Below are 21,642 nucleotides of genomic sequence, written 5' to 3'. Positions count from 1 at the left end.
TTTATGGATCTGCATTCAATCGTCGAGACAACCAAGAAGCACGGCAACTCGCCCTACAACGCAATCCTCGCCCTTTTCTAAACGGCGACTACATCGGCGCGTCCGCTGAATAGTTACTCGGTGTGTATGCGGTAGTTAATTTTTGACAACTCGCGCTTAGCCGACCAACCCAACAACCGCTGTTCCTCCGTTTTCAACCGCTGAAATTCCTTGATGATGTAGAGTTCAAACTCAACAGAAATCCAGCTTGCGAACTTCAATGCAATATCTTTATGCGCATAAGTTCCACCATAACGCCCTGATTTAGCGATTATGCCAATGGCATTTGTCGCATCAATCCATTTCTTTGGCGATAGCGTAAATGCGTTCAGCCCGGCCTGTCGTCTAAACCCCTCGAATTCGGTGGGTTTAAAATTCGGATTGTAAAGCTGTTCCCAAATCCCTAAATACTCTATTGTGTTGCGGTTGCGCAACCAGTTTGCAATCACAGCGTTAGGCTCATCGCTTTTATGTCGTGCCAAATCGGTCAACGAAATATAATCATCACCGTTGACGGCGATAATTGTTATATTGGTATTTTGAACTGTAATCTTTGCCATTGTTTCTAATTATGGTGCATATGCCAATACACAAAGTTATACATTTTCACTGACATACAGCGTATTCCCTTGAAATTTCATGTCTCTTTGGCTTTCATATGGTTGGTTTTTAGAGATAAAAGTCCTTCCATATCAATTCCACACGTATATTATCTTATCGAATAAAAATTTAAATCACCGATTAGGGTTATGATCTTTAGAGGGCTTAAGGACACAGTTTTTTAATAAATTTTTATCCACACATGTTTTATAGTCTCGCTGAAAAGTCGTAACTTTGCACTGTCCTTAGGGAAAAGAGGAAAAATTTGGCTGCTTGCAACCTCTACAAAAATGCTAAAACTGCACTTTATTTTTTAGAGATAACATACATCTCGCGCTCCGTGGCCCGCTATGACCGGCCGGGAGACGGATGGGAAAAATGTTCGAAGCGGCCGCCCCCTCTGATTATACCCGGGGCACTGTTTCGAAATTTTTTTATACCGATATGAAAACATACCTTTTCACATCCGAGTCAGTCTCGGAGGGACACCCCGACAAGGTGGCCGACCAGATCAGCGACGCCGTGCTCGACGAATTTCTCGCGCGCGACCCCAAATCGAAAGTAGCCTGCGAGACCCTCGTAACCACCGGTCAGGTAGTGCTCGCCGGCGAGGTCAAGAGCAACGCCTATGTCGACCTCATGGACGTGACACGCCGAGTCATCAAGAGCATCGGCTATGACCGCAGCGAGCTGAAATTTGACGGCGAGGCCTGCGGAGTGTTCTCCGCCCTCCACGAGCAGAGTGCCGACATCAACCGCGGTGTCGAGCGCGAGGAAGCCGAGGCACAGGGTGCGGGCGACCAGGGCATGATGTTTGGCTACGCATGCGACGAGACTCCCGACTATATGCCTCTCACCCTTGACCTCTCCCACCGTCTGCTGCGCGAGCTGGCCGACATACGCCGCGAGGCCAGGCACATGACTTGGGAGAAGCGCGGACGCATATTCACCTATCTGCGCCCCGACTCCAAGAGCCAGGTCACTGTAGAGTATGACGAAAACAACCGTCCTCTGCGCGTCGACACAATAGTAATCTCCACACAGCACGACGAGTTTATCCGTCCCGCCGACGATAGCCCCGAAGCTCAGGCCGAGGCCGACCTCGCCATGCAGCAGCGCATCACCAATGACGTGCGCGAGATACTCATCCCCCGCGTCAAGGCCCAGCTTCCCGCCGAGGTCGCAGCCCTCATCGGCGATGACGTGAAACTGCTCGTCAACCCGACCGGCAAATTCGTAATCGGCGGCCCGCACGGCGACACCGGTCTCACCGGCCGCAAAATCATCGTCGACACCTACGGAGGCCGGGGAGCCCACGGAGGCGGTGCCTTCTCAGGCAAAGACCCCAGCAAGGTTGACCGTTCGGCAGCATATGCTGCACGCCATATAGCCAAAAACCTCGTGGCAGCCGGAGTGGCCCGCGAAGTGCTCGTGCAGGTGGCCTATGCCATCGGATGTGCCGCACCCGTGAGCCTCTGCATCAACACCTACGGCACCGCCCGTGTCGACATGACCGACTCGGAGATAGCCGACATCGTAAAGGAGATGCCCTGCTTCGACATGACCCCCTACGCCATCGAGAAGCGTTTCAACCTGCGTCAGCCCATCTATCGCGAGACTGCAAGCTATGGCCACCTCGGCCGTCAGCCCCGCACCGTGACCAAGCATTTCCACTCGCGCTACGAGCCCGACTTTGAGAAAGAGGTCGAACTCTTCACCTGGGAAAAACTCGACGCGGTCGACAGTGTAAAGAAAGCTTTCGGACTCTGATGCAGCTCTTCGACACACTCAGATCGCTGCTTGAGTCAGACCGGTCCATACGCCGGTTTGACCGCTCGCGTCCCGTCACCGACACCACTCTGCGCAGTCTGGTCGACCTCACGCGCTATTGCGCGTCGGGCCGCAATCTCCAGCCGCTGCGCTATCGACCGGTGACCGACGAGGCCGAGTGTGACACACTGTTTCAGGCTCTTGCGTGGGCCGGATATTACAAAGACTGGGACGGCCCGTCGCCCGACCAGCGTCCGACGGCCTACCTAATACAATGTCTCGACACGGAGCTTACCTCCGACTGTCTCTGCGACGACGGCCTGCAACTCCAGGCCATAACACTCGGAGCCGCAGCCCTCGGCATAGGCGCGTGCATCATCAAGTCGTTCAACCGACGGATAGTGACCGAGACATTACGTCTCCCCTCCCACCTCAATCCGCTCTATGTAGTGGCCCTCGGCTATCCGGCCGAGACCGCCCGCATCGTTCCCCTGCCGGCCGACGGCGACATACGCTACTTCCGCTCGCCCGAGTCGGAACAATGCGTGCCCAAACGTCCGCTCGACAGCCTGATAATCACCCCGGAACAATAATTCTCATCTCATAACAGCGATATATTTGCCGAAAAATATGACTATGGAAGAGTATAGAAACGCAGTCCCCGACTGGGCTATGGACATGAATTGTGCCGTCACAGTGTGTGACGCCGAGTGTAACATTCTTTATATGAACACACTCTCACGCAAAACCTTTGCCCGACACGGCGACCTCATCGGACACAACCTGCTCGACTATCACAACGAGCGGTCAATCGGCATCATACGCCGTCTCCTCGACACCGGCGGCCAGAACTGCTACACCATCGAGAAAGCCGGCATACGCAAAATGATATATCAGACCGCCTGGCGCAAACCCGACGGCACCGTCGGCGGACTCGTCGAAATCTCAATGCCTATCCCCGCCGACATGCCCCACTACGTGAGAGAATAGACCGGCGTCACACAAAGAGAATACAAAAAGACATAAGTCTCAAAAGTAACAGAAGGTGTTAATTGTCTGTAAAGCAATATGCTCAGATATTAACGCCTTCTGTTACTTTTGAGACTTATGTCCTTTTGTATCCCCCCATAATTATGTACACACAACGCGACATTATCGCACCTTTTGGCGCACTTCCGACAGTAACTTTGCGGTATAAATTTTAACACCGCATTTGTCATGAAAAAGTCAGCCAACCTCCGTCCCGTATCGCAGAAAGCCTATGCCAGATTTGTAGAGCGCATCAGCACAGTCATCACCGACAGCACCAAACGTAAAGCCATGCTTGCCGCCCTTGACAGCTATCTTGACGGCAACCGCGAGACATATGACCGCGACCTTACACCCGACTGCGCCATGACATTCGCGATGTTGCGTTTTGAGATAGACCTTGCCATATCCCGCTCCGCCAAAGCCCGCTCCCGCGCACAAAGAAAATCCACCACCCCCGAGCCCCGCAAGGCTGCCGGAGTCACACCCCTCACCACTGACAGAAAACATACTAAAACAACTGCCAAAGCCAAAGTAACACCCGGCACCCAATCCACGCTGGCCAAAGATGATAAAACCATCGAAGACACCCCTCAACTGCCACGTCGCATACGCCGTGCCGTCGACCGCAAAGCCCGCGCCAAAGCCCGCTGGCGCAAAATATGACCTCCCGCCCCAACAATACCATCCCCCGGCATATAAAAAACGGCTTCGCGACAAGAAACATCGCGAAGCCGGGATTAAGAGGTTGTTTAAAACAAACTCTAAAAGAATTTCAACGCCTTATTTACAGCAGATTGTAGGGCTGGTAAGGTTCGGAGGAAGGAGCTATGCCCCACTGCGGATTGTAACGCAGTATAGCATTGTCGATATTAATCGAGTTGAACACCGCCGAATTGACAGGCGCGCGATATTCCTTATCGCCAATCTTATGCACTATGACCTCCTTACACCACGGTTTACCCGTGTCGTAGGCATAACGTTTAATGTCGAGCGTGCGCACAAACGTTGATATATGCTGCTCGCGACGACGCTCGGTGAGAATCTCGTTGAGCAGGTCGTCCTGGCTTAGCGACGCGCCGCCCGGCAGGTCAGTGTCATCACCTGTGTAACGATATTTGCGCAGAGTGTTGAGACTGATGAGAGCATCACCGAGATGCCCGGTGCGGGCTTCGGCCTCGGCCTTCTCAAGCAGAAGTATAGGATGGGTGATGCCTGTGGTGGTCGACATAAGGTCACTGCGCTTATAGATTATCTGAATGCCGTCGTCATGAGTCACATCACCCTGCTTGATGGAGTAGCCTGTATCGGCAAGCGAGAAAAGATCCCAACGCTTGTCGGTAGCGCGGTCAAAGATGGAGTTCCAGTCGTCTGACGGATAATAGCTTGCCAGAGAGCCGGAGGGAGCAGTGCGATAGAACAGGTTCTCGCGGTTTTCCACCAGTTCAAAATCAAGGTCAGGCCCACGCAGCTCCATGTATACGCGCGGGTCGACTCCCGGCTCGGGAGAAATGTCGGATACCTGCTCGTAATAGAAATCGTTGAAATTGTAGATAAGTTTGTCCACCGATCCCTTCGATGCGAGAGCCAGACGCCAGGCCTCCTGAGTGTCGGCAAGCATTGACTCCCAGTTGCGGGTATACATATGATACTCGGCGCGCAGAGCGTAGGCGGCGGCACGTGTCGCACGCGAGGCATTGGCCGAATACTCGGGAGCATAAGCACAGGCAAAGTCGAGGTCGGTTTTCACCTGATCAAACAATTGCTGAGTGGTGGCCAGAGGCCCGTTCTCCACAGTCGGGTCACCGCTTGTGCGCAGCGGTATACACGGAGTGTCGTTGGGGCCGGCCGGGTCATACATCGGACCATAGGTGAGCGCGCCGTAAAGATACACCCACGCACGGCCTGCCTTGGCCTGGGCCACCACACCCATCGAATAATCGTCGGTGACACCAAGACTCTCGATACCGTCGATTACGTTATTGAAATACACTACCGCGCGATATATGCCGTATGACCAGAAAAACGGTGTGGTGGTCGGCTGCACGAGTTTGTCATAGTACACATAGGCCGCAAGCATCTCGAGATTGGGATGCGATGGTGTGTACTGATAGTGGGCATGATTGTATGACAGACACAAGTTGTCGCCGAGCATCGCATAGCAGCAGTTGCGGTTATTGTCCATCATGAAATAATCGAGCGTATTGGTGTTGTTGAGAAGATTCTCAAACTGTGACACCTCGGTCGGTATCATCTTGCCCACAGGCTTGACGTCGAGATAGTCGTCACATGATGCCACCGTCGCTCCGAGAAGCACGAGAGGCAGCAGATATTTGGTTGATTTCATTATATTAGTCTTAATGAGGTTAGAAACTGAAACTTAGACCTACATAATACTCGGCCGAGCGCGGCAGCACCGAATAACCGAGGTTGGTAGGCGCGCCTGTGCCGCCCGTATAGTCCATCTCCATTGTCTCGGGGTCGATGTCGACACCCTTGCCGGTGATGCAAAACAGGTTACGGCCCTGGAGATAGATGCGGGCCTCGCTCATGCCTATGCGCGAGAGCAGCGCGCGGTCAAATGTGTAGGAGAGCGTGAGATCGCGCAGTTTGGCATAGCTCGCGTCGCCGATACATATGTCGGTATAGGGGAAGTAGAAGAGGTCCATATTCCACGACTTGAGTGTGGGATATATAGTGTGGGCCTCATCGCCTGGCTTCTGCCAACGCTGTCCGACATAACGGCTGTTGATATTGGAGCCCTGGAAGACGTCTTTGCGATACTTGTGGCCGAGCTTGGCAACGAGCATGAAGGAGAGGTCCCAGTTTTTATATGACAGATTGTTGGTAAACGACATCTCGGTCTTGGGTACACTCGTGCCGAGATATATCACATCGTCGAGGTCACAGTTGGTAGCCAGCTTGACAGTGCCGTCGGGTGCGTAGATCTGACACTGACCCTGGTTGTCGAGACCGGCATAACGGAAACCGAAGAGGCCGAACATCGGATAGCCGGCAGCATGTATCGGTGTATTATAAGCCCAGCTTGTCGGATATTGGCGGTTGACATTATATTCGCGCACCTTGTTTTTGTTAAGGCTCATGTTGAATATCATGTCCCAACTGAAATCGCGTGTACGTACAGGTGTGCCGTGGAGCGAAATTTCGATGCCGCGGTTGTCGATGGCACCAAGGTTTTTGGTCATGCGGTTGGTGCCGGTCGTCGGGTCGGTCGAGTCGGGAGCGAGAATGTCGGTCGACTTCTTGTAATAATAATCAAGACTCACACCGAGACGGTTGTCGAGCACATCAAAGTCCACACCGACATTGGTGGTCTTGGTCTTCTCCCAGCGCAGAGTGTTGTTGGGAAACGAGGCAATGCCGTTGGACACACCGCCGGTGGTCGGGTTGAAACTGCCGGCCGAGAGTATCAGATAGGGACCTTCGGAGAGCGAGATATTACCGTTCACACCATATGAGGCACGCAGATTGAGACGGTTGACCCAGGGGGCGTCAAAGAAATCCTCGTTGGCTATCTTCCATGTAGCACCCACCGACCAGAGCGGTTTATGGCGATATTTGGGGTCGGTGCCGAAAAAGTTGGTAAGGTCTTCACGGATGCTGCCGCTCACGAGATAACGGTTGTTGTATTCATATGACCCGTTGAAATACCACGACACGAAACGGTTGTCACGCAGAGTATAGGCTCCGTAGTTAGGCGACACACCTGCGCCTCCGCCCACCATGTCACTGTTGTAGGCTCCGCCCTTGAGGTCTTTGATATTGACGGGCGAGAACGAGCCGGCTGTCTGATTGTAGCCGTAGCGTGTCTCATACTGGTTGTTGTCAAACGATATGCGGCGCACCTCGTTACCGGCAAGCGCGCTCACGCGGTGCAGACCGAAACTCTTGGAGTAGGACAACTGTGTACGCAATGTCCAGTCCTCGCGCGAATAACGGGTCTCGTCGATGGCATCACCGTCGGGTATGTAATGGTTGGTGGGATTGGCGAGCGAAGTCGAACTGTTGTAGGCATTGCGCATCACATAGCTGTCGGCCCCGTAGATGGCCCGGTAAGTGGAGTTGGAACGGTTCCAGTTGCCGCCAACCTCGAGATTAAGGTTGTCGATGATATTCCAGCGTATGAATCCATTGATGCGCGCGCCAAAGTTGACAGTCTTGTTATATGAGTCATAGGCATCCTGTATAGGATTGTAATACAGGTCCTTGGTCCCGGCAATACCGGCATACATCTGTTCGGAAGCATACGACACCGGCGAAAGGTTGGCGAGATTGCCGGCATCGTCATAGAGCCGTGAGTAGGGACGTATGTACTGATTATAGTTGGTGTACATCTGCCATCCGGTGTTGGGCGCATGGTCACGCGAATAAGAGATGCTTGTGCCGATACCCACGGTCAGAAATCTGAAAGGCTTCCATTCGTTGTTAAGGTCGATGATCACACGGTTGCTGTGAGTGTTGATAAACGAGCCTTTGGTGTTGGTATAATTCACAGCCAGATTGTAACGGTTGGTAGCTGTGCCTCCGCTTATGCCCACATTATGAGTCTGAGTCAGCTCGGTGCGGAACATATATTTCTTCATGTCGGCAAGAAAATCATTCTGACGCAGCGCGTTGATGCGGCTGTCAAACTCTGCTTCCGTAATCATTCCGGCCTTCTGAAAGGCTATCAGTTTGCTGACGTCGCTCATGGTGCCGCGGCGCGCTATCGTGGTGCCGCCGGGATTCTGATTATACAGTTCCAGCTCGGCATCGATATAGTCGCTCGCATTAGCCATATGCAGATAGTCGAGGTCGGGCTTGGGGAGCACTTTGAGTGTGCCGCGATAGCTCAGACGCATCTTGCCCTCCTGTCCCTGCTTGGTCGACACAATAATTACACCGTTGGCCGAACGGGAACCGTAGATTGAAGCAGCCACGGCATCCTTGAGCACGGTTATATTGGCGATATTGTCGGGATTGAGTTCGCTGAGTTTAAGTTCGGTGGGATAACCGTCCACCACCACAAGCGGGTCGGTCTCGGCATTGAGCGTGGCACGGCCGCGTATGCTCATCGAGCCGTCTTTATTGACCACCACACCCGCCATCTGACCCTCAATGCGGTCAGCCAGACTTGTAGCGAGCTTGGTCTCTAGCTTCTTGGCCGACAGTGTGCCGAAAGCACCTGTAGCCCTCTCTTTGCTCAGAGTGGTATAGCCGGTCACGATAATCTCGTCCAGACGGGTCTCATCATCCACAAGACGTATCACCACAGGGCCGGTAATCCCGGATATGGCCATCTCGACCGGACGCATACCTATGTATGTGGCCTGTATCTTTTTGTCGGTCGCCGTAGCCGGCACCCTGAGTGTAAAATTACCGTCGACATCGGTAGCGGTGGCATCTTTGGTACCGACCACGCTCACCGTCGCGCCCGGCAGCGGCTCGTCATCGGTGGATATGACCCTACCCGTGATGACTACCGGCCCTTGCGCCAACAGCACCGGCAATGCCACGAGCACAGCCAGCACACTTGCAAAAATCCTTCTAATCATAAAAATACTGAATTAATAATGTGGTTTGTTGATTGTATTTTACAATTCTTCACGTAGCTTAAACATTCACGACATCACTCCATGAGTAATTGAAAAAGGTTAATATTTTCATCTTTCACTCATTTTTGATTGGTTTATCACTCTAATCACAGCTAATTTATTGATATACCTACTTAAAAAGTTAAAGAATATCAACATTCGCAAATGTACGCAAAAAATTACCCCGCCCCAATTATTTAATCTTTATTAACACACTATACAAATATAAGGGGCAGTCCGGACGCTTCATGCATCCGGACTGCCCTAAACTTTCAACTCTAAACTTTTAACTCTCTATTCCTTCACTCCGTAGGCGAGGTCGCCGGCGTCGCCGAGACCGGGGACTATGTAGGAATGAGAATTGATTTCGGGGTCGATGGCTCCGACCCATACGGTGGTGTTCTCTTCGGGGAATGTGGCGCGGATGTAGTCAATGGCGTCCTGCGAGGCTATCACCGAGGCCACGTGTATGTGGGCAGGAGTGCCTTTGGTGAGCAGGGCGCGATAGCTTAGTTCCATTGACGAACCTGTGGCGAGCATGGGGTCGACCAGTATCAGAGTCTTGCCGTCAAGACGTGGCGAGGCGATATATTCGATAAACACGTCAAAATTTTCCTTTTCGCGATATTTCCGATAGGCCGACACGAAAGCATTTTGCGCACGGTCGAAATAGTCGAGAAAACCCTGGTGAAACGGTATGCCGGCACGGAATATGGTGGCCAACACCACCTGCTCATCGAGCACATCGCTCTGCATCGAGGCAAGCGGAGTGGTTATCTCGGCTTTGGAGTAGTGGAGCCGCTTGGAGATTTCATAGGCCATTATCTCGCCTATGCGGTGAAGGTTGCGGCGAAAACGCATCATATCGCCCTGCACGTTGACATCGCGCAGTTCGGTCATATATTGGCTCACGAGAGAGGGCCTGTCGGCAAAATTGATTATTTCCATAATACATTATTTAAGGTGTAACCGATAATATCTTATTAACAAGCTGTGTGAACTGGTAGTTTTTGAGGCCCCAGCGCGGATATATGAGCAGGTCGGGGGGCGACTGCGATACAAACCGCTCGACGGCTATGTCGGGGCGCAGACGCCTGACGAGCCGGGCACACAGGGCCGCATAGCTCTCGGGGGTGAAGCGGTGTATGTCATAGACACCCTGCTCCACATCAAGGGCCATGCGGGTGCCGCGTATGAGTTGCAACTGGTGAAACTTCACCACGTCGACGGGCAGACGGTTGACCTCATCGACCGTCGCAAGTATCCTCTCCTCGTCCTCGCCGGGCAGACCGTTGATAAGGTGCAGACCCACCGGCAGACCGGCATCGTGAGTGCGCCTGACGGCATCGGCCGTGTCGGCCCAGGTGTGACAACGGTTGACTCGCGCGAGGGTCTCGTCGCAGGCCGACTCGGCCCCATACTCCACCATGACCCACGGCAGCCGGCTCAGACGGGCGAGCAGCCGGTCGGGCATGCAGTCGGGACGCGTGCCGATAATCACCCCGTCGACCCCCTCGACCCCGCACGCTTCCTCATAGAGAGCCATGAGGCGGTCGATGTCGGAGCCGTGGGTGGAGGTGTAGGACTGAAAATAGGCCAGATAGCGCATCGAGGGATACTTGCGGCCGAAAAACCGTTTGCCCTCCTCGAGCTGGGCGGTGACTCCCTTACGGTCGCGGCAATAGCCGGGACTGAAGGAGACATTGTTGCAGTAGGTGCAGCCGCCGCGCCCCACGGTGCCATCGCGGTTGGGGCAGGTGAAGCCGGCGTCGACCGAGAGCTTCTGCATCTTGCCGTCAAAATGCTCGGCAAGGAAATCAGAAAAATCCCTGTAATATTTCATCAGATCCTGGCTGCGCGGTTGAGTAGCAGAGCGTCGAGCAATACTATGGCGGCCATGGCCTCGACTATGGGCACCGCGCGGGGCACAACGCAGGGATCATGGCGGCCACGCCCTTTCCACACCACGGGATTGCCCTCGGTGTCGATGGTCGGGACATCCTGAAGCAACGTGGCCACAGGCTTGAAGGCCACGCGGAAATATATGTCCTCGCCGTTGGATATGCCGCCCTGTATGCCGCCCGAATGATTGGTGAGAGTGCGGGGAGGCATGGCTCCGTCGCGTGCAAAGCGGTCAATCGCCTCGCTGCCCCTCATGGCCACTCCGGCAAATCCCATGCCGTAGTCAAAACCCTTGGCGGCATTGATGCTGAGCATGGCCGAGGCCAGACGTGCGCCGAGGCGTCCGCCCACGGGGTCGCCGAGTCCGGCGGGCACACCCTTTATGACACATGTGACGATGCCGCCTATGGTGTCGCCCTCGCGCTTTACATCAAGAATGAGCCGCTCCATCTCGGCGGCTTTGGCGGGATGGGGACATCTCACGGGGTTGGACTCGGTGAGGCCGAGGTCGAGCGCGGTGTAGTCCTCTCCGACACAGATGTCGCCCACCTGCGAGGTGTAGGCCTGGACGGTGATGCCGTAATGAGCCAACGCCTGACGGGCAAAGGCTCCGGCCACGACACGGGTGGCAGTCTCACGCGCGCTCGAGCGTCCGCCGCCGCGATGGTCGCGCAGACCATATTTGGCCGTGTAGGTATAATCGGCATGCGAGGGACGGAAAGCCGTGCGCAACTGCTCGTAATCGTTGGAATGCTGGTTTTCGTTACGTATTATAAATCCTATGGGGCACCCTGTGGTGACACCTTCAAAAAGCCCCGACAACACCTCGACCGTGTCGCTCTCCTTGCGGGCCGTGGTCACTGCCGACTGGCCCGGACGGCGGCGGTCGAGCTCGCGCTGCACAGCACCGAGGTCAATCCTCACTCCGGCCGGCATGCCGTCGATCACGCCGCCGATGGCCTCACCGTGGCTTTCGCCAAAGCCGGTGAAGGTAAATATCTTACCAAATCCGTTCATTTCTCTACGGCTATGTCCGCCGCCGTGGCGTTGCAGAAAGTTATGAGTGTCTGAGGTGCAATCCTGATTTGCAGGCCGCGCACTCCGGCCGACACATAAATATCGGTGTAATCGAGCGCGGTGGAGTGAAAATAGGTCGGGAAAGGCTTCTTCATGCCGATGGGCGAACAGCCTCCGCGTATATAACCGGTCACGCCGAGCAGATCCTTCATCGGTATCATCTCGGCTTTCTTGGCCCCGGCCACCTTGGCGGCTTTCTTGAGGTCAACCTCCATATTGCCGGGGATGACACACACGAAATAGCCGGTCTTGTCGCCGTGCAGCACGAGGGTCTTGAACACACAGTTGATGTCCTCGCCCAGCTCCTCAGCCACGTGTTCGGCCGCAAGATTGTCGGGGTCGACCGTATAGGGTATCAGACCATAGTCTATGCCGGCCTTGTCGAGCAGACGGGCCGCATTGGTCTTGTTGATTTTATCCTTGGAATTATTCATAGCGCAAAAATACGCAAATTCATGAAATTTTTTGCTATTTTTGCGTCCATTATATATCACATTGTAATGAAAAAACAGACTCTTGCCATACACACGGCCTTTCAGAGCCCCGACGCCTACAGCGCGCTGAGCATGCCGGTCTATCACACTGCGGCCTACGAATTTGACGATGCCGAAGTCATGGCCGACGCTTTCTGCGGCCGCATCGACGCTCCCGACTATTCGCGCGTGACAAACCCCACGGTAATCTATTTTGAAAACAAGGTCAAAGCCCTCACCGGAGCGGCCGACGTCATCGCCTTCACCTCGGGCATGGCAGCCATCAGCAACACACTCATGGCCATCGCCGGAGCCGGCAAAAACATTGTCACGTCACGCCACATGTTTGGCAACACCTATCTGCTCATCACCTCGACACTGAGCCGCTTCGGTGTGGGAGCACGCCTGTGTGACCTCACCCGTCCCGACGAAGTGGAGCACGCCATCGACACCGACACCTGCTGCGTGTATCTCGAGATTGTCACCAATCCACAGATGGAGGTGGCCGACCTGGGCGCGCTCTCAGCCATATGCCGCCGCCACGGTGTGCCGCTCATAGCCGACACCACGGCCATACCGTTCACTCAGTTTGACGCCCGCGCACTAGGCGTGGATATCGAGGTGGTGTCGAGCACCAAATACATCTCGGGCGGCGCGACATCGCTCGGCGGACTCGTCATCGACTACGGCACCTGTCAGGGATTTGCCCAACGCATGCGTAAAGAGCTGCTCCTCAACCTCGGTGCCTATATGAGCCCCCATGTGGCCTACATGCAGACCATAGGTCTCGAGACTCTCGACGCCCGCTACCGCATACAGGCCTCCAACGCCCTCCAACTGGCCCGACGCCTACGGTCGGTCGACGCCATCGTGAAGGTCAATTACATCGGTCTGCCCGACAATCCTTATCACGACCTGTCCGTGCGGCAGTTTGGTCCGACGGGCGGCGCGATGCTCACCATCGACCTTGCCGACAAGGCCGCATGCTATGACTTCATCAACCGTCTGAAACTCATACGCCGCGCCACCAACCTCTTTGACAACAAGACCCTCGCCATACACCCGGCCAGCACCATCTTCGGCCCGCTCACTCAGGAGCAGCGCGACAGCATGGACATACTTGACACCACCATACGTCTGTCAATAGGTCTCGAAGACCCCGACGACCTCTATGACGACATCGTGCAGGCACTAACCCCAACCCTCTAAGCAAGCGACATCATGACATACGATTTCGACAAAATAATTGACCGCCGCGACACCGGAGCACTCAAAGTCGATGTGCTCGGCGAACGTTACGGCCGTCCCGATCTGCTACCCCTATGGGTCGCCGACATGGACTTCGAGACCCCCTCGTTTATCACCTACGCCCTGCGCCGCCGCCTTGACCACTCGCTCTTCGGCTACACCGTCGAGCCTCCGGAATATTGGCCCGCAGTGATGCGCTGGCTCGCCGACCGTCACGGATGGCAGGTGGAGCGCGAATGGCTCACCTATATCCCCGGCATTGTCAAGGGCATCGGCATGGCCATCAACGTGTTTGTCAAAGAGGACGAGAAAGTCATCATCCAGCCGCCGGTCTACCATCCCTTCCGCCTTACCCCCGAAGGCAACCGCCGCCAGGTGGTGATGAATCCCCTGCGCGAGAACCCCGACGGCACCTACTCCATGGACTTTGACCATCTCGCCCGGGTGGCCGACGAGAAATGCCGCATGCTCATCCTCTCCAATCCCCACAACCCCGCCGGCATCACCTGGGACCGCGACACCCTGCATCGGCTGGCCGAATTTTGCCACAGCCGCGGCATCATAGTCATCTCCGACGAGATACACTCCGACATGGCTCTGTGGGACAACCGTCACATACCATTCGCATCCGTCTCACCCGAGGCCGCCGCGTGCAGCATCACCTTTGGCGCACCCTCCAAGACCTTCAATATAGCCGGCATCGTCAGCTCCTATGCCATCGTGCCCGACGCAGGGCTGCGCGAACGGTTCTACGGCTGGCTTCAGGCCAACGAGCTCAACGAGCCCACCATCTTCTCGCCCATCGCCACAGTGGCGGCCTTCACCCAAGGCGACGAGTGGCGTCGCGCCATGCTCTCATATGTGCAGGACAACATCGACTACGTAATCGACTACTGCCGCGAGCATCTGCCCGCCATCCGTCCGCTGCGTCCCCAGGCCTCTTTCCTCGTATGGCTCGACTGCCGCTCACTCGGTCTTGACCACGACGCACTCATCGACCTTTTTGTCAACAAGGCACGCCTGGCACTCAACGACGGCGAGATGTTCGGCCCCGGCGGCCAAGGCTTCATGCGCCTCAACGTAGGCTGTCCCCGCGCCATCCTCACCGAAGCCCTCACCCGCCTCACCACCGCCCTGACCGGGAAATAAGACAAGTATTTAAATAAAGACAGGAGTACAGGTGTCGGATTTTCACCGACACCTGTACTCTTGACTTTTTAATATACAATAAAGGTGACAAACCACACTTTCGGATTTTTACAAAATTAAATACTTTAAATTTAGATGTTCAATAATAATTAATTTGCCATCTAAATAATCAATTAATATGAATATCGTTAAGCTAACATCGGCGGGATGTTTTATCTCTGTTGCCATAACATGCATGGCTTCATCTCAGATCCAAGTGAACCTAGAAAATTCACAAATAGACTATATAGTGAAAGGTCAAGTTGACGGCTTGGATGGCAAGATGCTTTATATGTATGACTACGATAATAATAAAACAATAGACTCGACATTGGTGGCAAATGGTATCTTTCAATTTAAAGGAAGTTATGAGCGTCCGGCCTACGTCAGAATCGAAAATGGAAGAAATTATGCCAATTGCGTTCTTGACTCCTTGGTGGTTATCGATTTTGACACCCATCTTCCTTCCTCCGGTTCCAATCTAACCAATAAGTTTTTGGAATTATTTTCAGAGGAGCAAAAGATGGAAGATGAATTGGAAAAATTTGGCGATGAACTAAGAAGCCATGGTTTTGAACAACCGGAGTTAGGAGAAATCTACAGTCATTTATTTTATAAGCTTCGCCCTAAGCGTTTGCTGATTTATAAACAAGCGATTGCTGATAATCCAAATGGGATTGGGGAATATGGTGTAATGCATTTTGGTAGCTTTGTTGGTCTTACCCCTGAAGAATGGGAGGAGATGTACGAATCTATTCCTCTTTATCTTAAGGACAAATCGCAAACAGAGCGTTTCAATAAAAGATTTACGGCATTACGGAATGCCATGCCGGGAAAACCATTCATTGATTTCGATGCAAAAACGGTAGACGGCAAAGATGTGAAGCTTTCAGATTATGTTGGCAAGGGGAAATACGTTCTTCTTGATTTCTGGGCATCATGGTGTGGACCCTGTAAGAAAGAGGCAGAAGAGACGCTCCGTCCAATCTATGAGAAATACAAGGATGATGAGCGGTTCATGATCTTAGGTGTGGTTACATGGGATAATCATGATAGGACAATGGCAGCTATAGAAAAACTAAAATATCCATGGCCTCAGATTATAGATACAGGACAGACTCCAATGAAGCTATATGGATTTGATGGCATACCTATGATCATTCTTATTGGTCCCGACGGCACAATCTTAGAGCGAGAACTTCGAGGATGCAGACTCATAAGCACAGTAGACGAAATACTTAAACCAGCAAAATAGTAAACAATATCTTTAATGAAGAAAACGCAAAGGTAATGATGTTTCCCTATCATCTTTCCACAATAATGACTCATTTCCCGGATGTAAGGGATAAAGTTCCAAAAGGAACAGTAAGAAATATCATGTATTCCTGTGATGAGGACGCTCCTGTGCCGGATAGATCTGTTTTTTTCAACAATAACTATTATGATCGGCTTTATTCGCATGTGGATTTTTTGAATTATTAAGCCTTTGCCTGTTAAATATTTGAAAAATAATTGTTAACTTTGCAAAATCCGTGTGGACTCGCCCGACGGTGAGGCATGAGACATTGACCGCGCCAAGGCCGCCTCCACACCCCCTTAAGCTGCAAAAACGAAGAAATTACAAAAGCTGAATTAAAAACATTTTATGAATCCAATCAAAAAAACCATCGCGCTGCCCGATGGCCGTACAATCACCCTTGAGACGGGTAAGCTGGCCAAGCAAGCCGATGGAGCGGTAGAACTCCGCATGGGTAACACCATGCTCCTCGCTACAGTATGCTCGGCCAAGGAGGCCGGCGAAGGTGTTGACTTTATGCCTCTTACTGTCGAGTATAAAGAAAAATTCTCGTCCAACGGACGTTTTCCCGGTGGTTTCACCAAGCGTGAAGGCCGTGCCGGTGACTACGAAATTCTTACCTCACGTCTTGTAGACCGCGCTCTGCGCCCCCTTTTCCCCGACAATTACCATGCTGACACCATCGTGCAGGTGACCATGTACTCGGCCGACGGTGTAGATATGCCTGACGCTCTGGCCGGACTCGCCGCATCGGCAGCCATGGCAGTGAGCGACATCCCCTTCAACGGCCCCATCTCGGAGGTGCGCGTTGCCCGCGTTGACGGCGAGTTTGTCATCAACCCCACTTTCGAGCAGTGCGACAAGGCCGACATGGAGCTTATGGTCGGTGCCACCTATGACAACATCATGATGGTGGAAGGTGAAATGAACGAAGTGAGCGAGGCCGATCTTCTCGAGGCACTGCGTGTGGCTCACGCTGCCATCAAGGAGCAGTGCAAGGCTCAGATGGAGCTTGCCGAGGAAGCCGGCGCGACCGTAAAGCGCGAATATTGCCACGAGGTCAATGACGAAGAGCTCCGCAAGGACGTGCGCGAGAAATGCTATGACAAGGCTTATGCAGTGGCCAAGGCCGGATGTGCCGACAAGCACTGGCGCATGGAGAGCTTTGACGCCATCTGCGACGAATATATCGACTCGCTCCCCGAAGAAGAGCGCGAAGAGAAGGCCGCACTGGTGAAGCGTTACTATCACGACGTCGAGAAAGAGGCCATGCGCCGCTGTGTGCTCGACGAGGGCATCCGTCTCGACGGCCGCAAGACCAACGAGATACGCCCCATCTGGTGTGAGACCGACTATCTGCCCGGACCTCACGGCTCGGCCGTCTTCACCCGCGGCGAGACCCAGTCGCTCGCCACTGTGACCCTCGGCACCAAGCTCGACGAGAAGATACTCGACGATGTGCTCAACCAGGGCCGCGAGCGTTTCCTCCTTCACTACAACTTCCCCCCCTTCTCGACCGGCGAGGCCCGCGCACCCCGCGGTGTAGGCCGTCGCGAGGTGGGTCACGGCAATCTTGCCCACCGCGCCCTCAAGCGCATGTTCCCCGATGATTTCCCCTACGTATGCCGCATCGTGAGCGACATCCTCGAGAGCAACGGCTCCTCGTCGATGGCCACCGTATGTGCCGGCACTCTCTCGCTGCTCGACGCAGGCGTGAAGATGAAGCGTCCGGTCAGCGGCATCGCCATGGGTCTCATCTCTGACGGCGAGAAGTATGCAGTGCTCTCCGACATTCTCGGTGACGAGGACCACCTCGGCGACATGGACTTCAAGGTGACCGGTACACGCAAGGGTATCACCGCCACACAGATGGACATCAAGGTGGACGGTCTGAGCTATGAGATACTCGAGAAGGCTCTCAACCAGGCCAAGGAAGGACGTCTGCACATCCTTGACAAAATCGAGGAGACCATCCCCGCACCCCGCGAGGACTACAAGCCCCACGTGCCCCGCATCGTCACCATGCTCATACCCAAGGAGCTTATCGGTGCTGTAATCGGCCCGGGCGGAAAGGTAATCCAGGGCATCCAGGAGGCCAGCGGCGCGACCGTAAGCATCGACGAAATCCCCGAAGGCGGATATATCGAGGTGGCCGCAGCCAACAAGCCCTCGATCGACAAGGCTCTCGAGATGATCAACGCTATCGTAGAGCTGCCCGAGGAGGGCAAGGTGTACAGCGGCAAGGTGCGCTCGATACTCGAGTTTGGCGCGTTTGTCGAGTTTATGCCTAACCGCGACGGTCTGCTCCACATCTCTGAGATCTCATGGGAGCGTCTCGAAAACATGGAGGCTTCGGGCCTGAAGGAAGGCGACGAGGTAGAGGTCAAGCTCATCGAAATCGACAAGAAGACCGGCAAGTATCGCCTGTCGATGCGTGCGCTCCAGCCCAAGCCCGAAGGCTACGTAGAGCGCGAGCGCGCACCCCGTGGCGAGCGTCCCCGTCGTGAGGGCGGCGACCGCGGTGAGCGTCGTCCCCGCCGCGAAGGCGACCGTCCCCGTCGTGAAGGCGGTGATCGCCCCCGCCGCGAACCCCGCGACTAAGACAAGAGTCTGACATAATATAGAATGGGAAACGGTAAAAATTGGCCTGCAAAGGGGCCAATCACTCCGATTTCCCATTCTTTTTTTATAATTTTGCAACCAACTTCTCCGCAACACCCCCGGGGGCACATCGCGATTTATTGATTCCGGCCCCGGTAATCATCCGATTTTAATATAAACCTCACGTTGATACCCAAGAAGATACATTACTGCTGGTTTGGCGGCCGTCCGCTTCCTGCCGACACGCTCGCTTATATCGAGACATGGAAGAGACATTGCCCCGACTATGAGATAAAAGAGTGGAACGAGAGCAACTTTGACCTCGACCTTTATCCTTATGTCCGCGAGGCCTACGACGCGGGCAAATATGCCTTCGTGTCGGACGTGGCGCGGCTCTACGCACTCGCCACCGAGGGAGGCGTGTATCTCGACACGGATGTTGAGATAGTGCGTCCGCTCGACGCGTTTCTCCGACACACGGCCTTTACGGGATTTGAGGACACACGCCATGTCACCACCGGTATCATGGGTGCGAGAAAGGGTGCGCGCTATGCTCGCGAAAACCTCGAGGCCTATGCCTCGCGCCGGTTTGTGAAGTCTGACGGCTCACATGACACCACTACCAATGTGGCCGTAATGACTGACTATATGCTTGAGCGCGGACTGCGCCCTGACAATACTCATCAGGATTTTCCCGAACTGGTGACAGTGTATCCCCGCGAATATTTCTGCCCCAAGGATTCGTATGCCTACTCGCGCAATCCGGGATGTATCACCGAGCGCACGCATGCCATACATTACTTTGCCGGCACGTGGCAGATACGCAACACTCCCGAATATATACGTCTGCGTCGCAAATATCGCATAATACCCTATTTCATACGCAAGAAGCTGATTCTCGCCAAGCTCGGCGAGTCACGTCACGGATTCTTCCCCACACTCCTGCGAATGACAGGACGATAATCTCTCTCGGAGGGAGGGGATACAGAAGGACAAAAGTCTCAAAAGAAACAAAAGTTTTTTTATTTATAGGCTGTAAATTATATAGCCATGAAAAACAAAAAAACTTTTGTTTCTTTTGAGACTTTTGTCCTTCTGTATCCCCTCCCAGGGGGTTATTTCACGTCTTTGTGACGGATTCGCCACACGACGGCATTGTAGGGGGGTATCATTGTCGAGAATGGTTCGGTGGACGATATTGACTTGACATCGGTGTCGCCGGTGAGGAGTTCGCGAGCATTCACGCGGCCTTCGGGGATGTTGAGCATCTCGAGGGCGTGAAGCGGTATGTTTATGGCGAGATCACACGAGTCGGCCGAGAAGTTGACGGCTATCAGGAGGGTCACGCCGTCATAGGAGCGCATGAACACATACTGACGGTGGGGGTTGAGCGTGGGATTCTGATAGTTGACATACATGAGGTCGAAGAACCGGCCCTGCGAAATGGCTTTCTCCGTATTGCAGAGCTTCAGGATGCTCGCATATTTGGCTCTGAGCCAACGCTCGCGCGGCGTGAGGAGCGAACCGTCGGGGTTGCCGTCGTTATACCAGCGGCGCAGCGTGGGGATGCTCCAGTAGTCAAAGATGGTGGTGCGGCCGTCATATCCGCTGAATCCCTCCGAGTCGGTGGCCTGCTCGCCCAGCTCCTGTCCGGCATAAATCATCATGGGGCCGGTCGAGAGCATTGAACTTACCACCAGCGAGGGTATCACCTTGGCAGGGTCGCCGGCATAGAATTTGGAGCCGAAACGCTGCTCGTCATGATTTTCGAGAAAGTTGAGCATATGGGGCTGTATGCCCTCGACTGTCTGCCAGCAGTTGGTGATGGTGGCCGCGGAGTAGTTGGCACACTGTATGCCGCGCAGGGTGTCGTAGAGATTCACCTTGTCATAGAGGTAGTCAAAACCGCCGGTGAAGATGAAGTCGCGATAGAGATGCACGTCATAAATCTCGGCGATAAACTTGACGTGGGGATAGCGGTCCTTGACATTGGGGATGGCCCACTGCCAGAACTCGAGCGGCACCATAAACACCATGTCACATCTGAAGGCGTCGATGCCCTTCGATGCCCAGAAGCGGAGTATGTGGAGCATCTTGAACCAGGTGTCGGGTATGGGGTCGTAGTGACCGCTGCCGTTGAGAGGGTCGCGGCCATAGTTGAGCTTCACTGTCTCATACCAGTTGTTGACGCCCGGGAAGGCCGAGAAGCAGTCGTCGCCCGTAGCTTTGGCCGGAAATTCTATATAGGCCTTCTTGCCGGTGCCCAGGTCGATGGAGGGGGCGAAAAGCTGGCGGGTGATGTAATAATAATTGTTGGAGGGAGAGAAAAACATGTTGGTGTCATCGTGCGCACCGAAATCCTCGATGCCGGCGGGTGCGGCGTCGGAATGATAGCAGCGGGCGGTGTGGTTAGGTACAAAGTCGATGATTACCTCCATGCCGGCGTCGTGGGTGCGGGCCACGAGAGCCTCAAACTCGGCCATACGGTTGTCTACGTCGACGGCAATATCGGGGTCCACGTCATAATAGTCCTTGATGGCGTAGGGCGAGCCGGCCTCGCCCTTGACCACGTGGGGATTGTCGGGAGGCGTGATGCCTTTGTCGCTATAATCGGTCTTGGTGGCGTGCTCTATGACGCCTGTATACCACACGGCAGTCACGCCGAGCTCCTTGATGCCGGCGAGCACGCGGTCGGTGATGTCGTTCATCTTGCCCGAGCCGTTCTGCGCGAGGGTGCCGTTGGGCACACAGTTGGGATTGGTATTAGTGAAAAGACGAGGAAACAACTGATAGATGATTGGCTTACGATCCATAATTATTTCAG

Annotated in this window: 16 protein-coding genes and 1 pseudogene; 9 read left to right on the top strand and 8 right to left on the bottom strand. The window is 54.2% G+C overall.

What is annotated here, in order from left to right; translation table 11 throughout:
* Positions 1–116 precede the first annotated feature (116 nt).
* Positions 117–599: pseudogene (locus tag QGT73_RS03775) on the bottom strand (KilA-N domain-containing protein); the annotation flags it as partial.
* Between the two features lie 484 nt (positions 600–1,083).
* Here QGT73_RS03775 and metK point away from each other — a divergent pair.
* The 4 genes from metK (at position 1,084) to QGT73_RS03755 (ending at position 4,104) form a co-directional block, all read left to right on the top strand.
* Positions 1,084–2,409, top strand: coding sequence for a methionine adenosyltransferase (metK, locus tag QGT73_RS03770; protein ID WP_280121479.1), 1,326 nt, complete (start codon positions 1,084–1,086; stop codon positions 2,407–2,409).
* A complete protein-coding gene (locus QGT73_RS03765; protein WP_280121478.1) occupies positions 2,409–3,002 on the top strand; it encodes a nitroreductase family protein in 594 nt (197 codons plus the stop codon). The genes metK and QGT73_RS03765 overlap by 1 nt, the downstream gene beginning before the upstream one ends.
* A gap of 37 nt (positions 3,003–3,039) precedes the next feature.
* Positions 3,040–3,399, top strand: a complete 360-nt coding sequence (locus QGT73_RS03760) for a PAS domain-containing protein (protein ID WP_123617506.1) — start codon at positions 3,040–3,042, stop codon at positions 3,397–3,399.
* A 228-nt stretch (positions 3,400–3,627) separates the two neighbouring features.
* The gene (locus QGT73_RS03755) at positions 3,628–4,104 is read left to right on the top strand and encodes a hypothetical protein (protein WP_280121477.1); all 477 of its coding nucleotides are present in this window, start codon (positions 3,628–3,630) and stop codon (positions 4,102–4,104) included.
* A 121-nt stretch (positions 4,105–4,225) separates the two neighbouring features.
* On the opposite strand, the gene QGT73_RS03750 is transcribed toward QGT73_RS03755, so the two are convergent.
* From QGT73_RS03750 to ybaK, 6 genes are all read right to left on the bottom strand, one after another.
* Entirely contained in the window at positions 4,226–5,785 is a 1,560-nt protein-coding gene (locus QGT73_RS03750) for a RagB/SusD family nutrient uptake outer membrane protein (protein WP_280121476.1), read from the bottom strand.
* Positions 5,786–5,804: 19 nt separating this feature from the next.
* Positions 5,805–8,993, bottom strand: a complete 3,189-nt coding sequence (locus QGT73_RS03745; protein WP_280121475.1) for a SusC/RagA family TonB-linked outer membrane protein — start codon at positions 8,991–8,993, stop codon at positions 5,805–5,807.
* A 333-nt stretch (positions 8,994–9,326) separates the two neighbouring features.
* Positions 9,327–9,980 carry a uracil phosphoribosyltransferase gene (upp, locus tag QGT73_RS03740; protein WP_280121474.1) on the bottom strand — a complete coding sequence of 218 codons (654 nt, stop codon included), beginning with the start codon at positions 9,978–9,980 and terminating at the stop codon, positions 9,327–9,329.
* 10 nt (positions 9,981–9,990) lie between these two features.
* Complete coding sequence (mnmL, locus tag QGT73_RS03735) at positions 9,991–10,875, bottom strand: tRNA modification radical SAM protein MnmL/YtqA (protein WP_280121473.1); 885 nt, start codon at positions 10,873–10,875, stop codon at positions 9,991–9,993.
* A complete protein-coding gene (aroC, locus tag QGT73_RS03730; protein WP_280121472.1) occupies positions 10,875–11,951 on the bottom strand; it encodes a chorismate synthase in 1,077 nt (358 codons plus the stop codon). Before aroC ends, mnmL begins: the two co-directional genes overlap by 1 nt.
* On the bottom strand, positions 11,948–12,445 hold the full coding sequence (gene ybaK / locus QGT73_RS03725) for a Cys-tRNA(Pro) deacylase (protein WP_123617513.1): 498 nt from the start codon (positions 12,443–12,445) through the stop codon (positions 11,948–11,950). The genes aroC and ybaK overlap by 4 nt, the downstream gene beginning before the upstream one ends.
* A gap of 66 nt (positions 12,446–12,511) precedes the next feature.
* On the opposite strand from ybaK, the gene QGT73_RS03720 reads away from it, so the two are divergent.
* The 5 genes from QGT73_RS03720 (at position 12,512) to QGT73_RS03695 (ending at position 19,781) form a co-directional block, all read left to right on the top strand.
* The gene (locus QGT73_RS03720; RefSeq protein WP_280121471.1) at positions 12,512–13,693 is read left to right on the top strand and encodes a trans-sulfuration enzyme family protein; all 1,182 of its coding nucleotides are present in this window, start codon (positions 12,512–12,514) and stop codon (positions 13,691–13,693) included.
* 12 nt (positions 13,694–13,705) lie between these two features.
* Positions 13,706–14,881: a MalY/PatB family protein gene (locus QGT73_RS03715; protein WP_280121470.1), complete on the top strand. Its 1,176-nt coding sequence runs from the start codon at positions 13,706–13,708 to the stop codon at positions 14,879–14,881.
* 235 nt (positions 14,882–15,116) lie between these two features.
* The gene (locus QGT73_RS17490) at positions 15,117–16,175 is read left to right on the top strand and encodes a redoxin domain-containing protein (RefSeq protein WP_425278379.1); all 1,059 of its coding nucleotides are present in this window, start codon (positions 15,117–15,119) and stop codon (positions 16,173–16,175) included.
* 390 nt (positions 16,176–16,565) lie between these two features.
* Positions 16,566–18,818, top strand: coding sequence for a polyribonucleotide nucleotidyltransferase (pnp, locus tag QGT73_RS03700; RefSeq protein WP_280121469.1), 2,253 nt, complete (start codon positions 16,566–16,568; stop codon positions 18,816–18,818).
* 186 nt (positions 18,819–19,004) lie between these two features.
* A complete protein-coding gene (locus QGT73_RS03695) occupies positions 19,005–19,781 on the top strand; it encodes a glycosyltransferase family 32 protein (RefSeq protein ID WP_280121468.1) in 777 nt (258 codons plus the stop codon).
* Positions 19,782–19,933: 152 nt separating this feature from the next.
* Here QGT73_RS03695 and QGT73_RS03690 read toward each other — a convergent pair whose 3' ends face one another.
* Positions 19,934–21,631 (bottom strand): alpha-amylase family glycosyl hydrolase, encoded by a 1,698-nt coding sequence (locus tag QGT73_RS03690; RefSeq protein WP_280121467.1) that lies wholly within the window; start codon positions 21,629–21,631, stop codon positions 19,934–19,936.
* Positions 21,632–21,642 lie beyond the last annotated feature (11 nt).

Origin of the sequence: Duncaniella muricolitica (assembly GCF_910574735.1) — a bacterium.
GTDB classification, from domain to species: domain Bacteria; phylum Bacteroidota; class Bacteroidia; order Bacteroidales; family Muribaculaceae; genus Duncaniella; species Duncaniella muricolitica.
The sequence above is the reverse complement of the archived record's forward strand: the minus strand, read 5'-3'. Positions and strand labels throughout refer to the sequence as shown.

Excerpts from the sequence above, each read along its gene's own strand:
- QGT73_RS03715 (WP_280121470.1), top strand. The coding sequence starts at position 13,706 with ATGACATACGATTTCGACAAAATAATTGACCGCCGCGACACCGGAGCA.
- QGT73_RS03745 (WP_280121475.1), bottom strand. The coding sequence starts at position 8,993 with ATGATTAGAAGGATTTTTGCAAGTGTGCTGGCTGTGCTCGTGGCATTG.
- mnmL (WP_280121473.1), bottom strand. The coding sequence starts at position 10,875 with ATGAAATATTACAGGGATTTTTCTGATTTCCTTGCCGAGCATTTTGAC.
- ybaK (WP_123617513.1), bottom strand. The coding sequence starts at position 12,445 with ATGAATAATTCCAAGGATAAAATCAACAAGACCAATGCGGCCCGTCTG.
- aroC (WP_280121472.1), bottom strand. The coding sequence starts at position 11,951 with ATGAACGGATTTGGTAAGATATTTACCTTCACCGGCTTTGGCGAAAGC.
- pnp (WP_280121469.1), top strand. The coding sequence starts at position 16,566 with ATGAATCCAATCAAAAAAACCATCGCGCTGCCCGATGGCCGTACAATC.
- QGT73_RS03750 (WP_280121476.1), bottom strand. The coding sequence starts at position 5,785 with ATGAAATCAACCAAATATCTGCTGCCTCTCGTGCTTCTCGGAGCGACG.
- upp (WP_280121474.1), bottom strand. The coding sequence starts at position 9,980 with ATGGAAATAATCAATTTTGCCGACAGGCCCTCTCTCGTGAGCCAATAT.
- QGT73_RS17490 (WP_425278379.1), top strand. The coding sequence starts at position 15,117 with ATGGCTTCATCTCAGATCCAAGTGAACCTAGAAAATTCACAAATAGAC.
- QGT73_RS03760 (WP_123617506.1), top strand. The coding sequence starts at position 3,040 with ATGACTATGGAAGAGTATAGAAACGCAGTCCCCGACTGGGCTATGGAC.
- QGT73_RS03755 (WP_280121477.1), top strand. The coding sequence starts at position 3,628 with ATGAAAAAGTCAGCCAACCTCCGTCCCGTATCGCAGAAAGCCTATGCC.
- QGT73_RS03720 (WP_280121471.1), top strand. The coding sequence starts at position 12,512 with ATGAAAAAACAGACTCTTGCCATACACACGGCCTTTCAGAGCCCCGAC.
- QGT73_RS03765 (WP_280121478.1), top strand. The coding sequence starts at position 2,409 with ATGCAGCTCTTCGACACACTCAGATCGCTGCTTGAGTCAGACCGGTCC.
- metK (WP_280121479.1), top strand. The coding sequence starts at position 1,084 with ATGAAAACATACCTTTTCACATCCGAGTCAGTCTCGGAGGGACACCCC.
- QGT73_RS03690 (WP_280121467.1), bottom strand. The coding sequence starts at position 21,631 with ATGGATCGTAAGCCAATCATCTATCAGTTGTTTCCTCGTCTTTTCACT.